This window comes from Pseudomonas sp. S2_F03 (assembly GCF_054668335.1).
Window position 1 is genome coordinate 3,366,189 of sequence record NZ_CP162759.1, and the last position, 16,101, is coordinate 3,382,289.

Genomic DNA, 16,101 nt, shown 5'->3' on the forward strand with positions numbered 1-16,101 from the left:
CCTATCGCGGGCAAGCCCGCTCGCACAGGGTTTTTGTGAACACCAGAGTTCCACTGTGGGAGCCGGGCTTGCCCGCGATGAGGCCGGTGAAGCTGCATCAATATTCAGGTTGTACGCACGAGGTTGAAGATGTCCCAGGCTGAAAAAATCGTTATCGCCGATGCCCCCGTGCGTTGGCAGGATGTGGTGGCCGTCGCCCGTGATGGCGCGCAGCTTGAGCTGTCGGCGCAGGTCTGGGCACGGATTGAAAACGCGCAAGGCATCGTCCAGCGTATCGTCACCAGCGGTGAGCGCGCTTACGGCATCAACACCGGGCTGGGGGCGTTGTGCAACGTCTCGCTGGCGGATGAACAACTCAGCCAGTTGTCGCGCAATACCTTGCTCAGCCACGCCTGTGGCGTGGGTGCGCCGCTGTCCAACGAACAGACTCGCGCCATCATGTGCGCCGCAGTCGTCAACTACAGCCACGGCAAATCCGGCCTGCACCGCCAGGTGGTCGAAGCCCTGCTGGCGCTGCTCAACCGTGGCATCACCCCGCAGGTGCCGTCCCAAGGGTCCGTCGGCTACCTGACCCACATGGCGCACATCGGCATTGCGCTGCTGGGTGTCGGCAATGTCAGCTATCGCGGGCAGGTCGTTTCCGCTCAGCAAGCCCTGGCCGAAGAAGGCCTGCAACCGGTCAAGCTCGGCGCCAAGGACGGTTTGTGCCTGGTCAACGGCACGCCGTGCATGACCGGCCTGAGCTGCCTGGCCATTGCCGATGCCACGCGCCTGCTGCAATGGGCCGACGTGATCGGTGCCATGAGTTTCGAGGCCCTGCGCGGTCAGATCGATGCGTTCGATGCCGAGATCATTGCACTCAAGCCGCACCCGGGCATGCAGCAAGTGGGGATCAATCTGCGTGCGGTGCTCGACGGTAGCGAAGTGATCGCCAGCAGCAAGGGCATTCGCACCCAGGATGCCTTGAGCATTCGTTCGATCCCGCAGGTTCACGGCGCGGCGCGCGATCAGCTGGTTCACGCGACCCGACAGATCGAAACCGAACTCAACAGCGCCACCGACAACCCGCTGGTGCTGGGCACGCCGGACAACTACCGCGTGGTGTCCCAGGCCAACCCGCACGGTCAGTCCGTGGCATTGGCAGCAGACCTGCTGGCCATCGCCATGGCCGAAATCGGCTCCATCGCCGAGCGTCGCCTGGACCGCTTGATCAACCCTCACGTCAGTGGTCTGCCGGCATTTCTGGTGGCCAACCCGGGGGTGAACTCCGGGATGATGATCGTCCAGTACGTCGCCGCGTCCCTGTGCGCGGAAAACCGCCAATTGGCGCAACCGGCGGTGCTCGACAACTACGTCACGTCGGGCCTTCAGGAAGACCACCTGAGCCTGGGCACCAACGCCGCGCTGAAGCTGCACCGCGCACTGGAAAACTGCACGCAGATCCTCGCCATCGAGTACTTGCTCGCCGCTCAGGCGTTCGAGTTCCTGAAAGAACAGCGCTTTGGCGCCGGCACCGATGCGGCGTGGCGCCTGCTGCGTGAGCGCGTTCCTGCCTACGATCAGGATCGCTGGCTGGCACCGGATATTGCCGCCGCTGCCGGTGTGCTCAAAGACCCGACTTCGCTGCAAAAGGCTTTACCGAATCTGAACTGATTTCCCAATAAAACCAGCGTGCCAAGGCGCGTCTCCCCAAGAGGCAGACGCGACGGACAACGGACATTTCCGGAGCGTCTGGTCTGCCTCTCTAAATAGAGAGCATTTACAACTCTCAAAAGGAGCACAAAATGACTGCGCTAAACCTGATTCCCGGCCAACTGAGCCTCGCCCAACTGCGTGATGTCTATCAGCAGCCGGTGAAATTGACCCTCGACAACAGCGCCTCGGCACAAATTGAAGCCAGCGTTGCCTGCGTGGAACAGATCCTCGCCGAGAACCGCACCGCCTATGGCATCAACACCGGTTTCGGCCTGCTGGCCTCGACCCGCATCGCCAGCGAAGACCTGGAAAACCTTCAGCGCTCGCTGGTGTTGTCTCACGCCGCCGGTGTCGGCGAGCCGATCAGCGACGCCTTGGTGCGACTGGTCATGGTGCTCAAGGTCAACAGCCTGAGCCGTGGTTTCTCCGGTATCCGTCGCGTGGTCATCGACGCGCTGATCGCCCTGATCAACGCTGAGGTTTACCCGCACATTCCATTGAAAGGCTCGGTCGGTGCTTCCGGCGATTTGGCGCCGTTGGCCCATATGTCGCTGGTGCTGCTGGGTGAAGGCAAGGCGCGCTACAAGGGCGAGTGGATGGAGGCGACCGAAGCGCTGAAAGTCGCCGGCCTGACGCCGCTGACCCTGGCCGCGAAAGAAGGCCTGGCGCTGCTCAACGGCACTCAGGTGTCGACCGCTTATGCACTGCGCGGTTTGTTCGAAGGCGAAGACCTGTTCGCTGGCGCTGTCGCGCTGGGCGCGCTGACCGTTGAAGCGGTGTTGGGCTCGCGCTCGCCGTTCGACGCGCGCATCCATGCCGCCCGTGGCCAGAAAGGCCAGATCGACGCCGCTGCCGCTTACCGTGACCTGCTGGGCGAGCGCAGTGAAGTGTCCGACTCGCACGAAAACTGCGAAAAGGTCCAGGACCCGTACTCCCTGCGCTGCCAGCCACAAGTCATGGGCGCCTGCCTGACTCAGTTCCGTCAAGCCGCTGAAGTGCTCGCTATCGAGGCCAACGCCGTCTCCGATAACCCGCTGGTATTCGCCGCTGAAGGCGATGTGATTTCCGGCGGTAACTTCCACGCCGAACCCGTGGCCATGGCCGCTGACAACATGGCGCTGGCCATCGCTGAAATCGGTTCTCTGAGCGAGCGCCGTATCTCGCTGATGATGGACAAGCACATGTCGCAACTGCCGCCATTCCTGGTGGCAAACGGCGGCGTGAACTCTGGCTTCATGATCGCCCAAGTGACCGCTGCCGCATTGGCCAGCGAGAACAAGGCCCTGTCACATCCGCATTCGGTAGACAGCCTGCCGACGTCGGCGAACCAGGAAGACCACGTGTCCATGGCCCCGGCTGCAGGCAAGCGCCTGTGGGAAATGGCGGAAAACACCCGCGGTGTTCTGGCCGTGGAATGGTTGGCGGCGGCTCAAGGCCTGGACTTGCGCGAAGGCCTGAAGAGCTCGGCAAAACTGGAAAAGGCCCGTGCCATCCTGCGTAAGGAAGTGCCGTTCTATGAGAAGGACCGTTTCTTTGCGCCGGACATCAATGCGGCGACTGAGTTGTTGGCCTCGCGTTGCCTGAACGAGCTGGTAATGGCGAAGTTGCTGCCGAGCCTGTAATGGCCTATTCGCGAGCAGGCTCGCTCCCACAGTGGATTGTGTAAACCCTGTGGGAGCGAGCCTGCTCGCGATTCGATTTTGCGTCGAATAAGAATAATTAAGGACGAGAAATGCAACAGCCAGCAAAAGGTTTGAAACGCGGGCTTTCTGCCCGACATATTCGCTTCATGGCGCTGGGGTCGGCGATCGGCACCGGGCTGTTTTACGGTTCTGCCTCGGCCATTCAAATGGCCGGCCCCGCGGTATTGCTCGCCTACCTGATCGGTGGCGCAGCTGTGTTCATGGTCATGCGCGCCCTCGGTGAGATGGCAGTGCACAACCCGGTGGCCGGCTCTTTCGGTCAGTACGCCAGCACCTATCTGGGGCCGATGGCGGGCTTCATCCTCGGTTGGACCTACGCGTTCGAAATGGTCATCGTCGGCATGGCCGACGTCACCGCGTTCGGTATTTACATGGGCTTCTGGTTCCCGGAAGTCTCCCGCTGGATCTGGGTGCTGGGCATCGTTTCGGTGGTCGGCGGCTTGAACCTGTGTAACGTCAAGGTCTTCGGTGAAATGGAGTTCTGGCTGTCACTGATCAAGGTCGCAGCCATCGTCGCGATGATTCTGGGTGGCTTCGGCATCATGCTGTTCGGCATCAGCACGGCGCCCGGCGCCCAAGCGACCGATATCAGCAACCTCTGGAGCCATGGCGGTTTCATGCCCAATGGCGTGGGTGGCCTGATCGCTTCGTTCGCGGTGGTGATGTTCGCATTCGGCGGGATTGAAATCATCGGCGTGACCGCCGGTGAGGCCAAAGATCCGCAGCATGTGCTGCCTAGAGCGATCAATGCCGTACCGTTGCGTATTTTGCTGTTCTATGTGCTGACCATGTTCGTACTGATGTCGATCTTTCCATGGCAGCAGATCGGCAGCCAGGGCAGTCCGTTCGTGCAGATTTTCGACAATCTGGGCATCAGCTCGGCGGCGACCATCCTCAATATTGTGGTGATCTCGGCAGCGATCTCGGCCATCAACAGCGACATCTTCGGCGCTGGCCGCATGATGTACGGTCTGGCCCAGCAAGGGCACGCACCTAAGGGCTTCGCCCGTTTGTCGCGTAATGGCGTGCCATGGATGACCGTGGTGGTGATGAGTGCCGCGCTGCTGCTGGGTGTGCTGTTGAACTACCTGATTCCGGAAAACGTGTTTCTGTTGATCGCCTCCATCGCGACCTTTGCCACGGTATGGGTCTGGCTGATGATTCTGTGTACCCAGGTGGCCATGCGTCGTTCCATGAGTGCCGAGCAGGTCGCACAACTGAAGTTCCCTGTACCGTTCTGGCCCTATGCGCCGATGGCGGCGATTGCCTTCATGCTGTTCATTTTCGGCGTGCTGGGTTATTTCCCGGACACCCAGGCGGCGCTGATCGTCGGTGTGGTCTGGATCGTGCTGCTGGTGCTGGCCTACCTGACGTGGGTGAAACCGGCGGCGGGCCAGGCGGCACTGGTAGAGCAGGAACCTTCTTTTTCACATCAATAACCTAACGGAGGCCACGGATGAAAACTCTCTGGCAACACTGCCACGTCGCAACCATGGCACAAGGCGTCTACTCGATTATCGAGGACGCGGCCATCGTGACGTCAGGTGCGCTCATTGAGTGGATCGGCCCGCGCGCTGACCTGCCGGCGGGCGAGTACCCGGCCGTCAACGATTTGCAAGGGGCCTGGGTAACGCCGGGTCTGATCGACTGCCACACCCACACGGTGTTTGGCGGTAATCGTAGCGGCGAATTCGAACAGCGCCTGCAAGGCGTCAGCTACGCAGAAATCGCAGCGGCCGGTGGTGGCATCGCCAGCACCGTACGCGCGACCCGCGCAGCCTCTGAAGACGAGCTGTTCGCCAGCGCCGCCAAGCGTCTTAAAAGCCTGATGCGTGATGGCGTGACCACGGTCGAAATGAAATCCGGCTACGGCCTCGACCTGGCCAGCGAGCGCAAGATCCTTCGAGTCATTCGCCGCCTCGGCACCGAATTGCCGATCAGCGTGCGCAGCACGTGCCTGGCCGCTCACGCGTTGCCGCCGGAATACGCCGACCGCGCCGACGACTACATCGATCACATCTGCGCCGAAATGCTCCCGGCCCTGGCCGCCGAAGGGTTGGTGGATGCGGTGGACGCATTCTGCGAATACCTGGCGTTCTCGCCGGCGCAGGTCGAGCGAGTGTTCATCACCGCACAGGAACTCGGTTTGCCGGTGAAGCTGCACGCCGAGCAACTGTCGTCGCTGCACGGTTCGAGCCTGGCGGCGCGTTATCACGCACTGTCGGCCGATCATCTGGAATTCATGACCGAGGACGATGCCATCGCCATGGCCAAGTCCGGAACCGTCGCGGTGCTGCTGCCGGGCGCATTCTACTTCCTGCGGGAAACCCAGTTGCCGCCGATGGACGCGCTGCGCAAGCACGGTGTGAAAATAGCCATCGCCAGCGACCTCAACCCGGGCACCTCGCCTGCGCTGTCGTTGCGCTTGATGCTGAACATGGCCTGCACCTGTTTCCGCATGACCCCGGAAGAGGCGCTGGCGGGCGCGACGATTCATGCCGCCACCGCGCTGGGCATGGCCGATACCCACGGCTCGCTGGAAGCCGGAAAAGTCGCGGACTTTGTCGCCTGGCAAATCGATCGTCCGGCCGATCTGTCGTACTGGCTGGGCGGTGACCTGGAAAAACGCGTCGTGCGTCACGGCGTCGAGACAAGTGTTTAGGAGAACAGTTGTGGATAAAGTTCTGAACTTCAAACAAGGCCGTGTGCCGCTGCTGATCAGCATGCCTCACGCGGGCGTGCGCCTGACCCCGGCGGTCGAAGCCGGGTTGATTCCCGACGCCCGCAGTCTGCCGGATACCGACTGGCACATCCCGAAGCTTTATGAATTTGCCACGGAACTGGGCGCCAGCACCCTGGCCGCCGAGTACTCGCGGTTTGTCATCGACCTGAACCGTCCCTCCGACGACAAGCCTTTGTATGTCGGCGCGACCACGGGCCTGTACCCGGCGACGCTGTTCGATGGCATTCCCTTGTTCCGCGAAGGCCTGGAACCGTCGAAAGAAGAGCGCACGACCTGGCTGGAACAGATCTGGACGCCGTATCACACGACATTGCAAAACGAGCTGGCACGGCTGAAAGCCGAGTTCGGTTATGCGTTGCTGTTCGACGCGCACTCGATCCGCTCGATCATCCCGCACTTGTTCGACGGCAAGCTGCCGGACTTCAACCTCGGCACCTTCAATGGCGCCAGTTGCGATCCTGAGTTGGCCACTCAACTGGAAGCCATTTGCGCGCGCCACGGCGATTACAGCCATGTGCTGAACGGCCGCTTCAAGGGCGGCCACATCACCCGGCATTACGGCAATCCGGCCGAGAATATCCATGCCGTGCAACTGGAGTTGGGCCAGTGCACGTACATGGAAGAGTTCGAGCCGTTCCGCTACCGGCCGGACTTGGCGGAGCCAACGCAAGTGGTGCTCAAAGAGTTGCTGCAAGGATTGCTGGATTGGGGCCAGCATACCTTTGGTAAATAAAAGTTTTAAGTTTGATTAAAGAGGATCTCGCTCTCCTTAACCCTGGCGGCTTCTTTGTTTTGGTCTCCATTTCACCCGGATTAAAAGCGGAGAGGAGATTGTGTGGGGTTTAAAGGGTTCTTACATCTACTAGAGCTTCAAGGTTGTAGACGTCAAAACCGCCTTTGATGTCGAATTTTTCACCGTTGGGGGCCTCAACGGTGAAATTAAAAGTTGCGGATGCATGATCGTGTGCAGGACTGTTCGCATAGTCAATTTTTCCTATTATGCAAGGGAACGCATAGGCTGTATCAACTTCATCGTCGTCGTCATCAGGGCTGTCCTCCAATTTGTAATAGCCGGCGCTATTGATGCTTATCTGTGGCAGCGTCAATGGGCGGGACAGTTCGAGCAAGCCCTGGTTGATTTTTATGTCCAAGAAGAACTGAATAGAGTTGATCTCTTTGGTTTTTGTCGTTTTATTTATGGTGTCCTGAAAACCCTTGATTGCCAGATATTTACTCCCTGAATCTGAAATGATTTCGTGCATTCTTACACGGTTGGCTTGAAAGACCTCTGTACTGTTCTTGAATATAAGTGTGGCCTTGAAAGTACCTTCCGAGGATTTAATTGAGTCAGTCGTCATGATCGAACTCCTTGTCTTTACTTTTCGTATCCAGTCTGGATGGGTAACTACATCTGTCATTCAATAGCAGTGAGTAGTTGAGGGCTACTGGGATAATTGACAGTTTTTTATTCGTTTTGGCTATGACGTATAGACTTGCCGGTGCTGCAATAGCGGGCTTAGGGTCGCCACCGTGCAAATCTCGGTCGCCACAGTTCACTTTTACCTTCTCGACGCTGCGTAATGTTTCGGGCACGGTGCATAAAGACACCGGCCTTCACAATAATCCGCTGCCGCACGAGAATGCTCTCTATGACAAGCCCCAAAGGTCTGTTCACCCGCTGTCTCTCAATCCTCTGCGGCACGGCGCTTCTGAGCACCGGCGTCCTGGCCAGTGACGATGCTTCCTGCAAAGCCGTGCGCATGGGCGTGGTCAACTGGACCGATGTGATCGCCACCAGTGGCATGGCCGATGTATTGCTCAATGGCCTGGGCTACGAAAGCAAGCAAACCAGCGCCGTGCAGCAAATCATCTTCGCCGGCATCCGCGACAAGCGCCTGGACATTTTCCTGGGTTACTGGAAACCGGCGATGGACAAAAACATCGCGCCGTTCGTGGCCGCCAACCAAGTAAAAGTCATGGAAAAACCGAGCCTGGCCGATGCTCAGGCCACCCTCGCGGTCCCGGACTACGTGGCCGCCGCCGGTTTGAAAACCTTTGCCGACATCGCCCGATTCAAAGACCAGCTCGGCGGCAAGATCTACGGCATCGAGCCCGGCAGCGGCGCCAACACCACGATCAAAACCATGATCGAGACCAATCACTTTGGCTTGAAGGATTTCAAACTGATTGAATCCGGCGAGGCCGGCATGCTCGCCGCCGTACAGCGCGCAGTGAATCGCAAGGAGTTCGTGGTGTTCGTCGGCTGGACCCCGCACCCGATGAACATCAACATGAAGATCGATTACCTGACCGGCAGTGAAGACGTCTACGGACCGAACGAAGGTGCGGCGACGGTCTCTACGGTCACTTCGCCGGATTACGCTGAACGTTGCCCGAATGTAAATCGCCTGCTGGAGAACCTGACTTTCACCGCCTCGCAGGAAAGTCAGTTGATGGTGCCGATCATGGAGCGCAAGACGCCGCAGGATGTCGCCAGGCAGTGGTTGCGTGATCACCCGGAAGATATGCAGCGTTGGTTGGCGGGTGTCAGCAGTTTTGATGGTAAGGATGGCGTTGCCACCGTTCAGGCCAGTTTGAAAAACTGAATTCAAATGTTGCTCTCCTTAAACCGCTGAACGGACTGGCACCAGGCTCATGGCTCCTTACCCGCTTTCCGAACAGATGACGGCATTCGTCGAGAAAACCGTCAGCTTCAACAGCACCGACAGCAGCCTCGAGGGTTTGCGTCGGGCCTACAGCGAGATGTGCCGGGCGTTTACTCCGCCACGTCCTGAAGGGCTTTATGTGCTTGATGTCGAGCTGGCGGGTGTGGCTATCAGGTCCTACCAGCCGCACGCCTCATCGTCGTCCGAGGCTTGCCCGTGCATTGTGTATCTGCACGGTGGCGGGTGGGTGGTGGGGGATCTGGATTCCCATGACTTCATCTGCGCCGAGCTCGCATCAACCCTCGGTGTATTGGTCATCGCGGTTGATTACCGCCTGGCGCCGGAGCATCCGTTTCCGGCGGCGTTCGATGATTGCATCAAGGTCTGGCGGGCGTTGCGTACGGGGCCGTTCCGGCTTGATCCTGCGCGGACGCTGGTGATGGGGGACAGCGCGGGCGGCAACCTGGCCGCTGCATTATGTCTGGCGCTGCGGGATGCCCGCGAGCCATTGCCTGCTGCGCAGATTCTGGTCTATCCGGGACTGGGTGGCGGTGATCAGTTGCCATCGCGCGGCGAATGCATCGATGCGCCGTTGCTCAGCAGCAGCGATGTGGATTGTTATCACGCGCTGTACCTGCATGGCACCCGACATCCGGGGGCCTATGCCATGCCACTGCTCGCCGGACACTTCGGCGGTCTACCGCCGGCATTGATCGCCGTTGCGCAGTTCGATCCGCTGCGCGATGACGGCGTGCTCTACGCCGAGCAACTGGAAGCCGCCGGTGTGGACACCACGCTGTACTACGGCGAGGGGCTGGTTCATGGTTGTTTGCGCGCGCGCGCTCAAGTCGCCGAGGTCGATGCGCTCTATGAAACACTGCTCGGGTTTTTGGCTGACAGGTTGTGACGCTGCACGGGGCATGCTCATTGACGTAATTCGGGTTTATGATGCCGGACGGCAGAATAATAGAAGTCCCCCCAGGGATGACCTCGACCCCTTACGGAGCGCGCAATGCAGACTTTGTACCCGCAGATCAAACCCCACGCCCGGCACGATCTGGCCGTCGATGACACCCACACCCTCTACGTCGACGAAAGCGGTTCACCGGAAGGTTTACCGGTGGTGTTTATCCACGGCGGCCCCGGTGCCGGGTGTGATGCTCAAAGCCGTCGGTATTTCGATCCAAACCTGTATCGCATCGTTACCTTTGACCAGCGCGGCTGCGGTCGCTCCACCCCCCACGCCAGCCTCGAAAACAACACCACCTGGGATCTGGTCGCCGACCTTGAGCGAATTCGCCAGCATCTGGGCATCGACAAGTGGGTGCTGTTTGGCGGCTCCTGGGGGTCGACCCTGGCGTTGGCCTACGCGCAAACCCACCCAGAGCGTGTACACGGTCTGATCCTGCGCGGGATTTTTCTCTGCCGCCCACAGGAAATCGAGTGGTTCTACCAGGCGGGCGCCAGCCGTCTGTTCCCGGACTACTGGCAGGACTACGTTGCGCCGATCCCGATGGACGAGCGCGATGATTTGCTCAGCGCTTTCCACAAGCGCCTGACCGGCAATGACCAGATTGCCCAGATGCACGCGGCCAAGGCCTGGTCCCTCTGGGAAGGCCGGACCGCCACCCTGCGTCCGAACCCGCTGGTGGTCGATCGCTTCTCGGAGCCGCAGCGTGCATTGTCGATTGCTCGCATCGAATGTCATTACTTCACCAACAATGCGTTCCTTGAGCCTAACCAGTTGATTCGTGACATGGGCAAGATTGCCCATTTGCCCGGCGTGATCGTTCACGGTCGCTACGATGTGATCTGTCCGTTGGATAACGCTTGGGAATTGCACCAGAACTGGCCGAACAGTGAATTGCAGGTCATCCGGGACGCCGGCCATGCTGCCTCCGAACCGGGTATCACTGATGCGCTGGTGCGAGCCGCCAACCAGATGGCGCGCCGCTTGCTCGACCTGCCGCCTGAAGAAGCATGAAGGGTTTGCTCCAGCGCGTACGGGGTGCGCGAGTCGAGGTCGCGGGCGAGGTGGTGGGAGCGGTCGACCAGGGGTTGCTGGTGCTGGTCGCGGTTGAGCCCGAGGACACTCGGGCCAGCGCTGACAAACTTCTTAATAAGCTGCTTAACTATCGGGTGTTCAGCGACGCCGAGGGCAAGATGAATCTGTCCCTGGCGGATGTCGGCGGCGGGTTGCTGCTGGTCTCACAGTTCACCTTGGCTGCCGACACCAAAAGCGGGTTGCGCCCGAGTTTTTCGACCGCGGCGCCTCCGGCCTTGGGCGAGGAGCTTTTCGACTATCTATTAGGCAAAGCGAAACAGGTGCATGGCACAGTGGCATCAGGTAGATTCGGCGCGGATATGCAGGTGCACCTGGTCAACGATGGCCCGGTCACCTTCCTGTTACAGACCTGAAAGCGCTTGAAACAACTTTTTAAGGGCTTTTCGACTGAAAACAGGCGTTTTACGCGAGAAATACTTTGTTGCGCCTGATGCGTTGTAACGCGGCCTACTAGATAATCGCGCGCTACGGGGATCGGCGTTCGTTGGTCCATTTTGACTTAGGTAGAGACTTGTCCTGGACCGTTTGGGGAATCATTTAGCCCCATCGGAGTCGGAACAATGCTCGCCAACTTGGCAAGAGTGGTTTGCAAGATCGGTTTTTTCAGGCCGTTGATCGTGCAAATCCTTTAACTGGCCGTTGGTTTTTTGATCTGTTTTCGGCGAGGGTTGCTCGTGATTGTTAGTCCCTGTAATGCACCAAAATTGACTGCCAAACGGTTCCGAAGCGCTCTGGTAGCGGGCTCTGCACTGCTCTGCCTGTTCAGCGCCGGCCAGCTTTGGGCATTCAATCTGGATGACGTGTCGGTCAAGGCAAAAGAGCTGGCCGCGCAAAAATACGAAGCTCCGCGCAGTAACCTGCCGAACGAGTTCCGCGATATGAAATTCGCGGACTATCAGAAAATTCGTTTCCTGACCGAAAAAGCCGAATGGGCGGATCAGAAAACCCCGTTCAAGCTGTCGTTCTATCACCAGGGTATGCATTTCGATACGCCGGTGAAAATCAACGAAATCACAGCTAACTCCGTCGAAGAGATCAAGTACGACCCGACTCGTTTCGATTTTGGCGACGTGAAATTCGATCCTAAAGCCACCGAACAACTGGGTTATGCCGGTTTCCGGGTGCTGTACCCGATCAACAAGGCTGACAAGCAAGACGAAATCATGACCATGCTCGGCGCGAGCTACTTCCGCGTCGTCGGCAAGGGTCACGTCTATGGCTTGTCCGCGCGCGGCATGGCGATTGATACCGCATTGCCATCGGGCGAAGAGTTCCCGCGTTTCACCGAGTTCTGGATTCAACAGCCGAAGCCGGGCGACAAGCACCTGGTGATTTTCGCCCTGCTGGATTCGCCGCGTGCCACCGGCGCCTATCGCCTGACCCTGCGTCCGGGCAGCGACACCATTGTCGACGTCAAGGCGCAGATGTTCCTGCGTGACAAGGTCGGCAAGCTGGGTATCGCTCCATTGACCAGCATGTATCTGTTCGGCGCCAACCAGCCATCGAAAGTGCTGAACTATCGTCGCGAATTGCACGATTCCAGCGGCCTGGCGATTCATGCCGGCAACGGCGAATGGATCTGGCGTCCATTGAACAACCCCAAACACCTGTCGGTGAGCAACTTCTCGGTCGAGAATCCGCGTGGTTTTGGTCTGCTGCAACGTGGCCGCGACTTCAGCCACTACGAAGACCTCGACGACCGCTACGACAAGCGCCCAAGCGCCTGGATCGAGCCGAAGGGTGACTGGGGCAAGGGTACCGTGGATCTGGTAGAGATTCCGACTGCCGACGAAACCAACGACAATATCGTTGCTTTCTGGAACCCGGAAAAACTGCCAGAACCTGGCCAGCCGCTCGATGTTGCCTATCGCCTGCACTGGACCATGGATGAATCCGCAATCCACGCCCCCGACAGCGCCTGGGTCAGCCAGACCCTGCGCTCCACCGGTGACGTTAAACAGTCCAACCTGATTCGTCAGCCGGACGGTAGCGTGGCTTATCTGGTGGACTTCGAAGGCCCGTCCCTGGCGGCATTGCCACCGGAAGCGGACGTTCGCAGCCAGGTCAGCGTTGGCGACAATGCCGAACTGGTCGAGAACAGCGTGCGCTACAACCCTGAAACCAAGGGCTGGCGCCTGACGCTGCGCATGAAGATCAAAGACCCGGGCAAAGCCACCGAAATGCGAGCGGCCCTGGTCCAGAACATCGTGCCGGCTGACCTGGCCAAGACGTCGCTTCCTGCGTCGAATTCGTCCGTCGCCAAAGCCGACAAGGTTGCCGCCAAGCAACAAGAGAAAGCGGACAAGGAAGCCAAGCAAGCAGAAGCCAAGCAGGCCGATGCCAAGCCAGTTGCAGATGCCAAGGACAAGGCCAACAAAGACGCCAAGCAGCCTGTTGCTGCCGACGCGGCCCCAGCCACACCGGAATCGGCGCCGACTGAAGAAGTCCTGACCGAGACCTGGAGCTACCAGTTGCCTGCCGATGAGTAATTCTCAAGTACAGCCAGAGTCGCTTTCCGAGTATCTGGCGCATTTACCGATGACCGACGAGCAGCGCGCGGAACTTGCGGGCTGCCAGTCCTTCAGCGAGTTGCACCAGCGTCTGTCGTCCTCCACGTTCGACGCACCGACCGAAGCAGCTCAAGCTTCGGTAGGCCGCCGCTTGACTCTGAACACCGCTGAAGAGCTGGAAGAAGCGGAAATGCTGGCGGTCGACGCCAGTGGCCGGGTATGCCTCAAGGCCACCCCGCCGATCCGCCGGACCAAAGTTGTGCCGGAGCCTTGGCGCACCAACATTCTGGTGCGTGGCTGGCGGCGTCTGACCGGTCGCACCAATCCGCCGGCTCCGCCGAAAGATGAACGCGTGTTGCCGGCTGCCCGCTGGCGGACCGTTGGTTCGATCCGTCGCTACATTCTGCTGGTGCTGATGCTCGGCCAGACCATCGTTGCCGGCTGGTACATGAAAGGCATCATGCCGTACCAGGGCTGGTCGTTCGTCGACCTCAACGAAGTGTTGCATCAACCGCTGCTGCAAACGGCCACGCAAGTGCTGCCGTATGCACTGCAAACCAGCATCCTGATTCTGTTCGGGATTCTGTTCTGCTGGGTATCGGCCGGTTTCTGGACCGCGCTGATGGGTTTCCTCGAGCTGCTCACCGGTCACGACAAATACCGCATTTCTGGCGCCAGCGCCGGCAATGAACCGATTCCGAAGGATGCGCGCACCGCACTGGTGATGCCGATCTGCAACGAAGACGTGCCACGGGTGTTTGCCGGTTTGCGCGCGACGTTCGAGTCGGTTGCGGCCACGGGTGACCTGGATCGCTTCGACTTCTTCGTCCTCAGCGACAGTAACGACGCCGACATTTGCGTCGCCGAACAGCAAGCCTGGCTGGACGTTTGTCGCGAAGCCAAAGGCTTCGGCAAGATCTTCTATCGTCGCCGTCGCCGTCGCGTCAAACGCAAGAGTGGCAACCTCGACGACTTCTGCCGTCGCTGGGGCGGTGACTACAAGTACATGGTCGTGCTCGACGCTGACTCCGTCATGAGCGGCGAGTGCCTGACCAGTCTGGTGCGCTTGATGGAAGCCACGCCGGACGCCGGGATCATCCAGACCGCGCCGCGTGCGTCGGGCATGGACACCCTGTATGCGCGCATGCAGCAGTTTGCGACTCGCGTGTATGGCCCGTTGTTCACGGCTGGCCTGCACTTCTGGCAGTTGGGCGAATCCCACTACTGGGGTCACAACGCGATCATCCGCATGAAGCCGTTCATCGAGCACTGCGCCTTGGCGCCGTTGCCTGGTAAAGGGGCTTTCGCCGGTGCAATTCTGTCCCACGACTTCGTTGAAGCCGCGCTGATGCGCCGTGCTGGCTGGGGCGTGTGGATTGCCTACGATTTGCCGGGCAGTTACGAAGAGTTGCCACCGAACCTGCTGGACGAACTCAAGCGTGACCGTCGCTGGTGCCACGGTAACCTGATGAACTTCCGTCTGTTCCTGGTCAAAGGCATGCACCCGGTTCACCGGGCGGTATTCCTGACCGGTGTGATGTCTTATCTGTCGGCGCCGTTGTGGTTCTTCTTCCTCGTGCTGTCGACAGCGCTGCTGGCGGTCAACACGTTGATGGAGCCGCAGTACTTCATGGAGCCGCGACAGCTGTATCCGCTGTGGCCGCAATGGCATCCGGACAAGGCCGTGGCGCTGTTCTCCACGACCGTCGTGTTGCTGTTCCTGCCGAAGCTGCTGAGCATCATCCTGATCTGGGCCAAAGGCGCGAAAGAGTTCGGCGGCAAGTTCAAGGTGACCCTGTCGATGTTGCTGGAGATGTTGTTCTCCATGCTGCTGGCGCCGGTGCGGATGATTTTCCACACCCGTTTCGTCCTCGCCGCGTTCCTCGGCTGGGCGGCGACCTGGAACTCGCCACAACGTGACGACGACTCCACGCCGTGGAGCGAAGCGGTCAAGCGCCATGGTCCGCAAACCTTGCTGGGCTTCTTCTGGGCCTTGCTGGTGATCTGGCTGAACCCGAGCTTCCTGTGGTGGCTGGTGCCAATCGTGGGTTCGTTGATGCTGTCGATCCCGGTGTCCGTGATCTCCAGCCGTGTTGGCCTGGGCCTGAAGTCCCGTGACGAGAGCCTGTTCCTGATCCCTGAGGAATACAATCCGCCACAGGCGCTGCTGGCCACAGACCAGTACACCCACGAAAACCGTTACCACGCACTCAAAGACGGCTTCATCCGGTCAGTGGTCGACCCGCAGCAGAACGCCCTGGCGTGCTCGCTGGCGACGTCGCGTCACGGTCAGGCCGAGCCGATCGAGTGGCTGCGGATCGAGCGGGTGCGCCATGCATTGAAAGTCGGGCCTGACGGCCTGAACAACAATGAGCGCGTGCAACTGCTGAGCGACCCGGTGGCATTGGCTCGTCTGCATGAGCAGATCTGGAGTGAAGGTCACGCAGAGTGGTTGCAAGCCTGGCGTACATCGGTGAAATCCGATCCCCATGCGCCGCTGCTGCCGCTCAAGCCGCTGAGCGCACAGCCTCAGTTGGCATAACAAAAAACCCCGCTCATCAAGCGGGGTTTTTTTTGCCTGATCGTTTGCAAGCCCTTGTGCAAACGGACGAGTACGTTAGGATCCGTCCCCGAATTGGTGCGCCCGGATAATTTTTGTCCACATGGCTACGTTTCCTGAGGGAGACGGCCGTTTGCGCGCCTCACACCGCAATGGTTT

At 59.6% G+C, this 16,101-nt stretch carries 12 protein-coding genes; 11 read left to right on the forward strand and 1 reads right to left on the reverse strand.

Annotated elements, in window-relative coordinates; all coding sequences use genetic code 11:
• Nucleotides 1-129: 129 nt before the first annotated feature.
• From hutH (AB4N76_RS15825) to hutG, 5 genes are all read left to right on the forward strand, one after another.
• Complete coding sequence (gene hutH / locus AB4N76_RS15825) at nt 130-1,653, forward strand: histidine ammonia-lyase (RefSeq protein ID WP_046031209.1); 1,524 nt, start codon at nt 130-132, stop codon at nt 1,651-1,653.
• 131 nt (nt 1,654-1,784) lie between these two features.
• Nucleotides 1,785-3,317, forward strand: a complete 1,533-nt coding sequence (gene hutH / locus AB4N76_RS15830; RefSeq protein WP_077432301.1) for a histidine ammonia-lyase — start codon at nt 1,785-1,787, stop codon at nt 3,315-3,317.
• A gap of 110 nt (nt 3,318-3,427) precedes the next feature.
• The gene (locus AB4N76_RS15835) at nt 3,428-4,837 is read left to right on the forward strand and encodes an amino acid permease (protein WP_046031207.1); all 1,410 of its coding nucleotides are present in this window, start codon (nt 3,428-3,430) and stop codon (nt 4,835-4,837) included.
• Between the two features lie 17 nt (nt 4,838-4,854).
• Nucleotides 4,855-6,060: an imidazolonepropionase gene (hutI, locus tag AB4N76_RS15840; protein ID WP_046031206.1), complete on the forward strand. Its 1,206-nt coding sequence runs from the start codon at nt 4,855-4,857 to the stop codon at nt 6,058-6,060.
• A gap of 10 nt (nt 6,061-6,070) precedes the next feature.
• The gene (gene hutG / locus AB4N76_RS15845; RefSeq protein WP_046031205.1) at nt 6,071-6,874 is read left to right on the forward strand and encodes an N-formylglutamate deformylase; all 804 of its coding nucleotides are present in this window, start codon (nt 6,071-6,073) and stop codon (nt 6,872-6,874) included.
• A gap of 109 nt (nt 6,875-6,983) precedes the next feature.
• On the opposite strand, the gene AB4N76_RS15850 is transcribed toward hutG, so the two are convergent.
• Nucleotides 6,984-7,499: a hypothetical protein gene (locus tag AB4N76_RS15850; protein ID WP_046031204.1), complete on the reverse strand. Its 516-nt coding sequence runs from the start codon at nt 7,497-7,499 to the stop codon at nt 6,984-6,986.
• A gap of 291 nt (nt 7,500-7,790) precedes the next feature.
• Here AB4N76_RS15850 and AB4N76_RS15855 point away from each other — a divergent pair, with 291 nt between their 5' ends.
• The 6 genes from AB4N76_RS15855 to mdoH all read left to right on the forward strand — a co-directional run bounded on the left by AB4N76_RS15855 (nt 7,791) and on the right by mdoH (nt 15,924).
• Nucleotides 7,791-8,747 carry a choline ABC transporter substrate-binding protein gene (locus tag AB4N76_RS15855; RefSeq protein ID WP_046031203.1) on the forward strand — a complete coding sequence of 319 codons (957 nt, stop codon included), beginning with the start codon at nt 7,791-7,793 and terminating at the stop codon, nt 8,745-8,747.
• Between the two features lie 49 nt (nt 8,748-8,796).
• Nucleotides 8,797-9,714 (forward strand): alpha/beta hydrolase, encoded by a 918-nt coding sequence (locus tag AB4N76_RS15860; RefSeq protein WP_046031202.1) that lies wholly within the window; start codon nt 8,797-8,799, stop codon nt 9,712-9,714.
• 105 nt (nt 9,715-9,819) lie between these two features.
• Nucleotides 9,820-10,791: a prolyl aminopeptidase gene (gene pip, locus AB4N76_RS15865; protein WP_046031201.1), complete on the forward strand. Its 972-nt coding sequence runs from the start codon at nt 9,820-9,822 to the stop codon at nt 10,789-10,791.
• The gene (dtd, locus tag AB4N76_RS15870; protein WP_034148582.1) at nt 10,788-11,225 is read left to right on the forward strand and encodes a D-aminoacyl-tRNA deacylase; all 438 of its coding nucleotides are present in this window, start codon (nt 10,788-10,790) and stop codon (nt 11,223-11,225) included. Before pip ends, dtd begins: the two co-directional genes overlap by 4 nt.
• A gap of 321 nt (nt 11,226-11,546) precedes the next feature.
• Nucleotides 11,547-13,361, forward strand: coding sequence for a glucan biosynthesis protein G (locus AB4N76_RS15875; RefSeq protein ID WP_077432304.1), 1,815 nt, complete (start codon nt 11,547-11,549; stop codon nt 13,359-13,361).
• Nucleotides 13,354-15,924 carry a glucans biosynthesis glucosyltransferase MdoH gene (gene mdoH, locus AB4N76_RS15880; RefSeq protein ID WP_077432305.1) on the forward strand — a complete coding sequence of 857 codons (2,571 nt, stop codon included), beginning with the start codon at nt 13,354-13,356 and terminating at the stop codon, nt 15,922-15,924. The genes AB4N76_RS15875 and mdoH overlap by 8 nt, the downstream gene beginning before the upstream one ends.
• The last annotated feature ends 177 nt before the right edge of the window (nt 15,925-16,101 follow it).

Coding starts and splice junctions, on each gene's coding strand:
- hutH (WP_077432301.1), top strand. CDS start 1,785: ATGACTGCGCTAAACCTGATTCCCGGCCAACTGAGCCTCGCCCAACTG.
- pip (WP_046031201.1), top strand. CDS start 9,820: ATGCAGACTTTGTACCCGCAGATCAAACCCCACGCCCGGCACGATCTG.
- AB4N76_RS15855 (WP_046031203.1), top strand. CDS start 7,791: ATGACAAGCCCCAAAGGTCTGTTCACCCGCTGTCTCTCAATCCTCTGC.
- AB4N76_RS15860 (WP_046031202.1), top strand. CDS start 8,797: ATGGCTCCTTACCCGCTTTCCGAACAGATGACGGCATTCGTCGAGAAA.
- mdoH (WP_077432305.1), top strand. CDS start 13,354: ATGAGTAATTCTCAAGTACAGCCAGAGTCGCTTTCCGAGTATCTGGCG.
- hutI (WP_046031206.1), top strand. CDS start 4,855: ATGAAAACTCTCTGGCAACACTGCCACGTCGCAACCATGGCACAAGGC.
- hutH (WP_046031209.1), top strand. CDS start 130: ATGTCCCAGGCTGAAAAAATCGTTATCGCCGATGCCCCCGTGCGTTGG.
- AB4N76_RS15835 (WP_046031207.1), top strand. CDS start 3,428: ATGCAACAGCCAGCAAAAGGTTTGAAACGCGGGCTTTCTGCCCGACAT.
- AB4N76_RS15850 (WP_046031204.1), bottom strand. CDS start 7,499: ATGACGACTGACTCAATTAAATCCTCGGAAGGTACTTTCAAGGCCACA.
- dtd (WP_034148582.1), top strand. CDS start 10,788: ATGAAGGGTTTGCTCCAGCGCGTACGGGGTGCGCGAGTCGAGGTCGCG.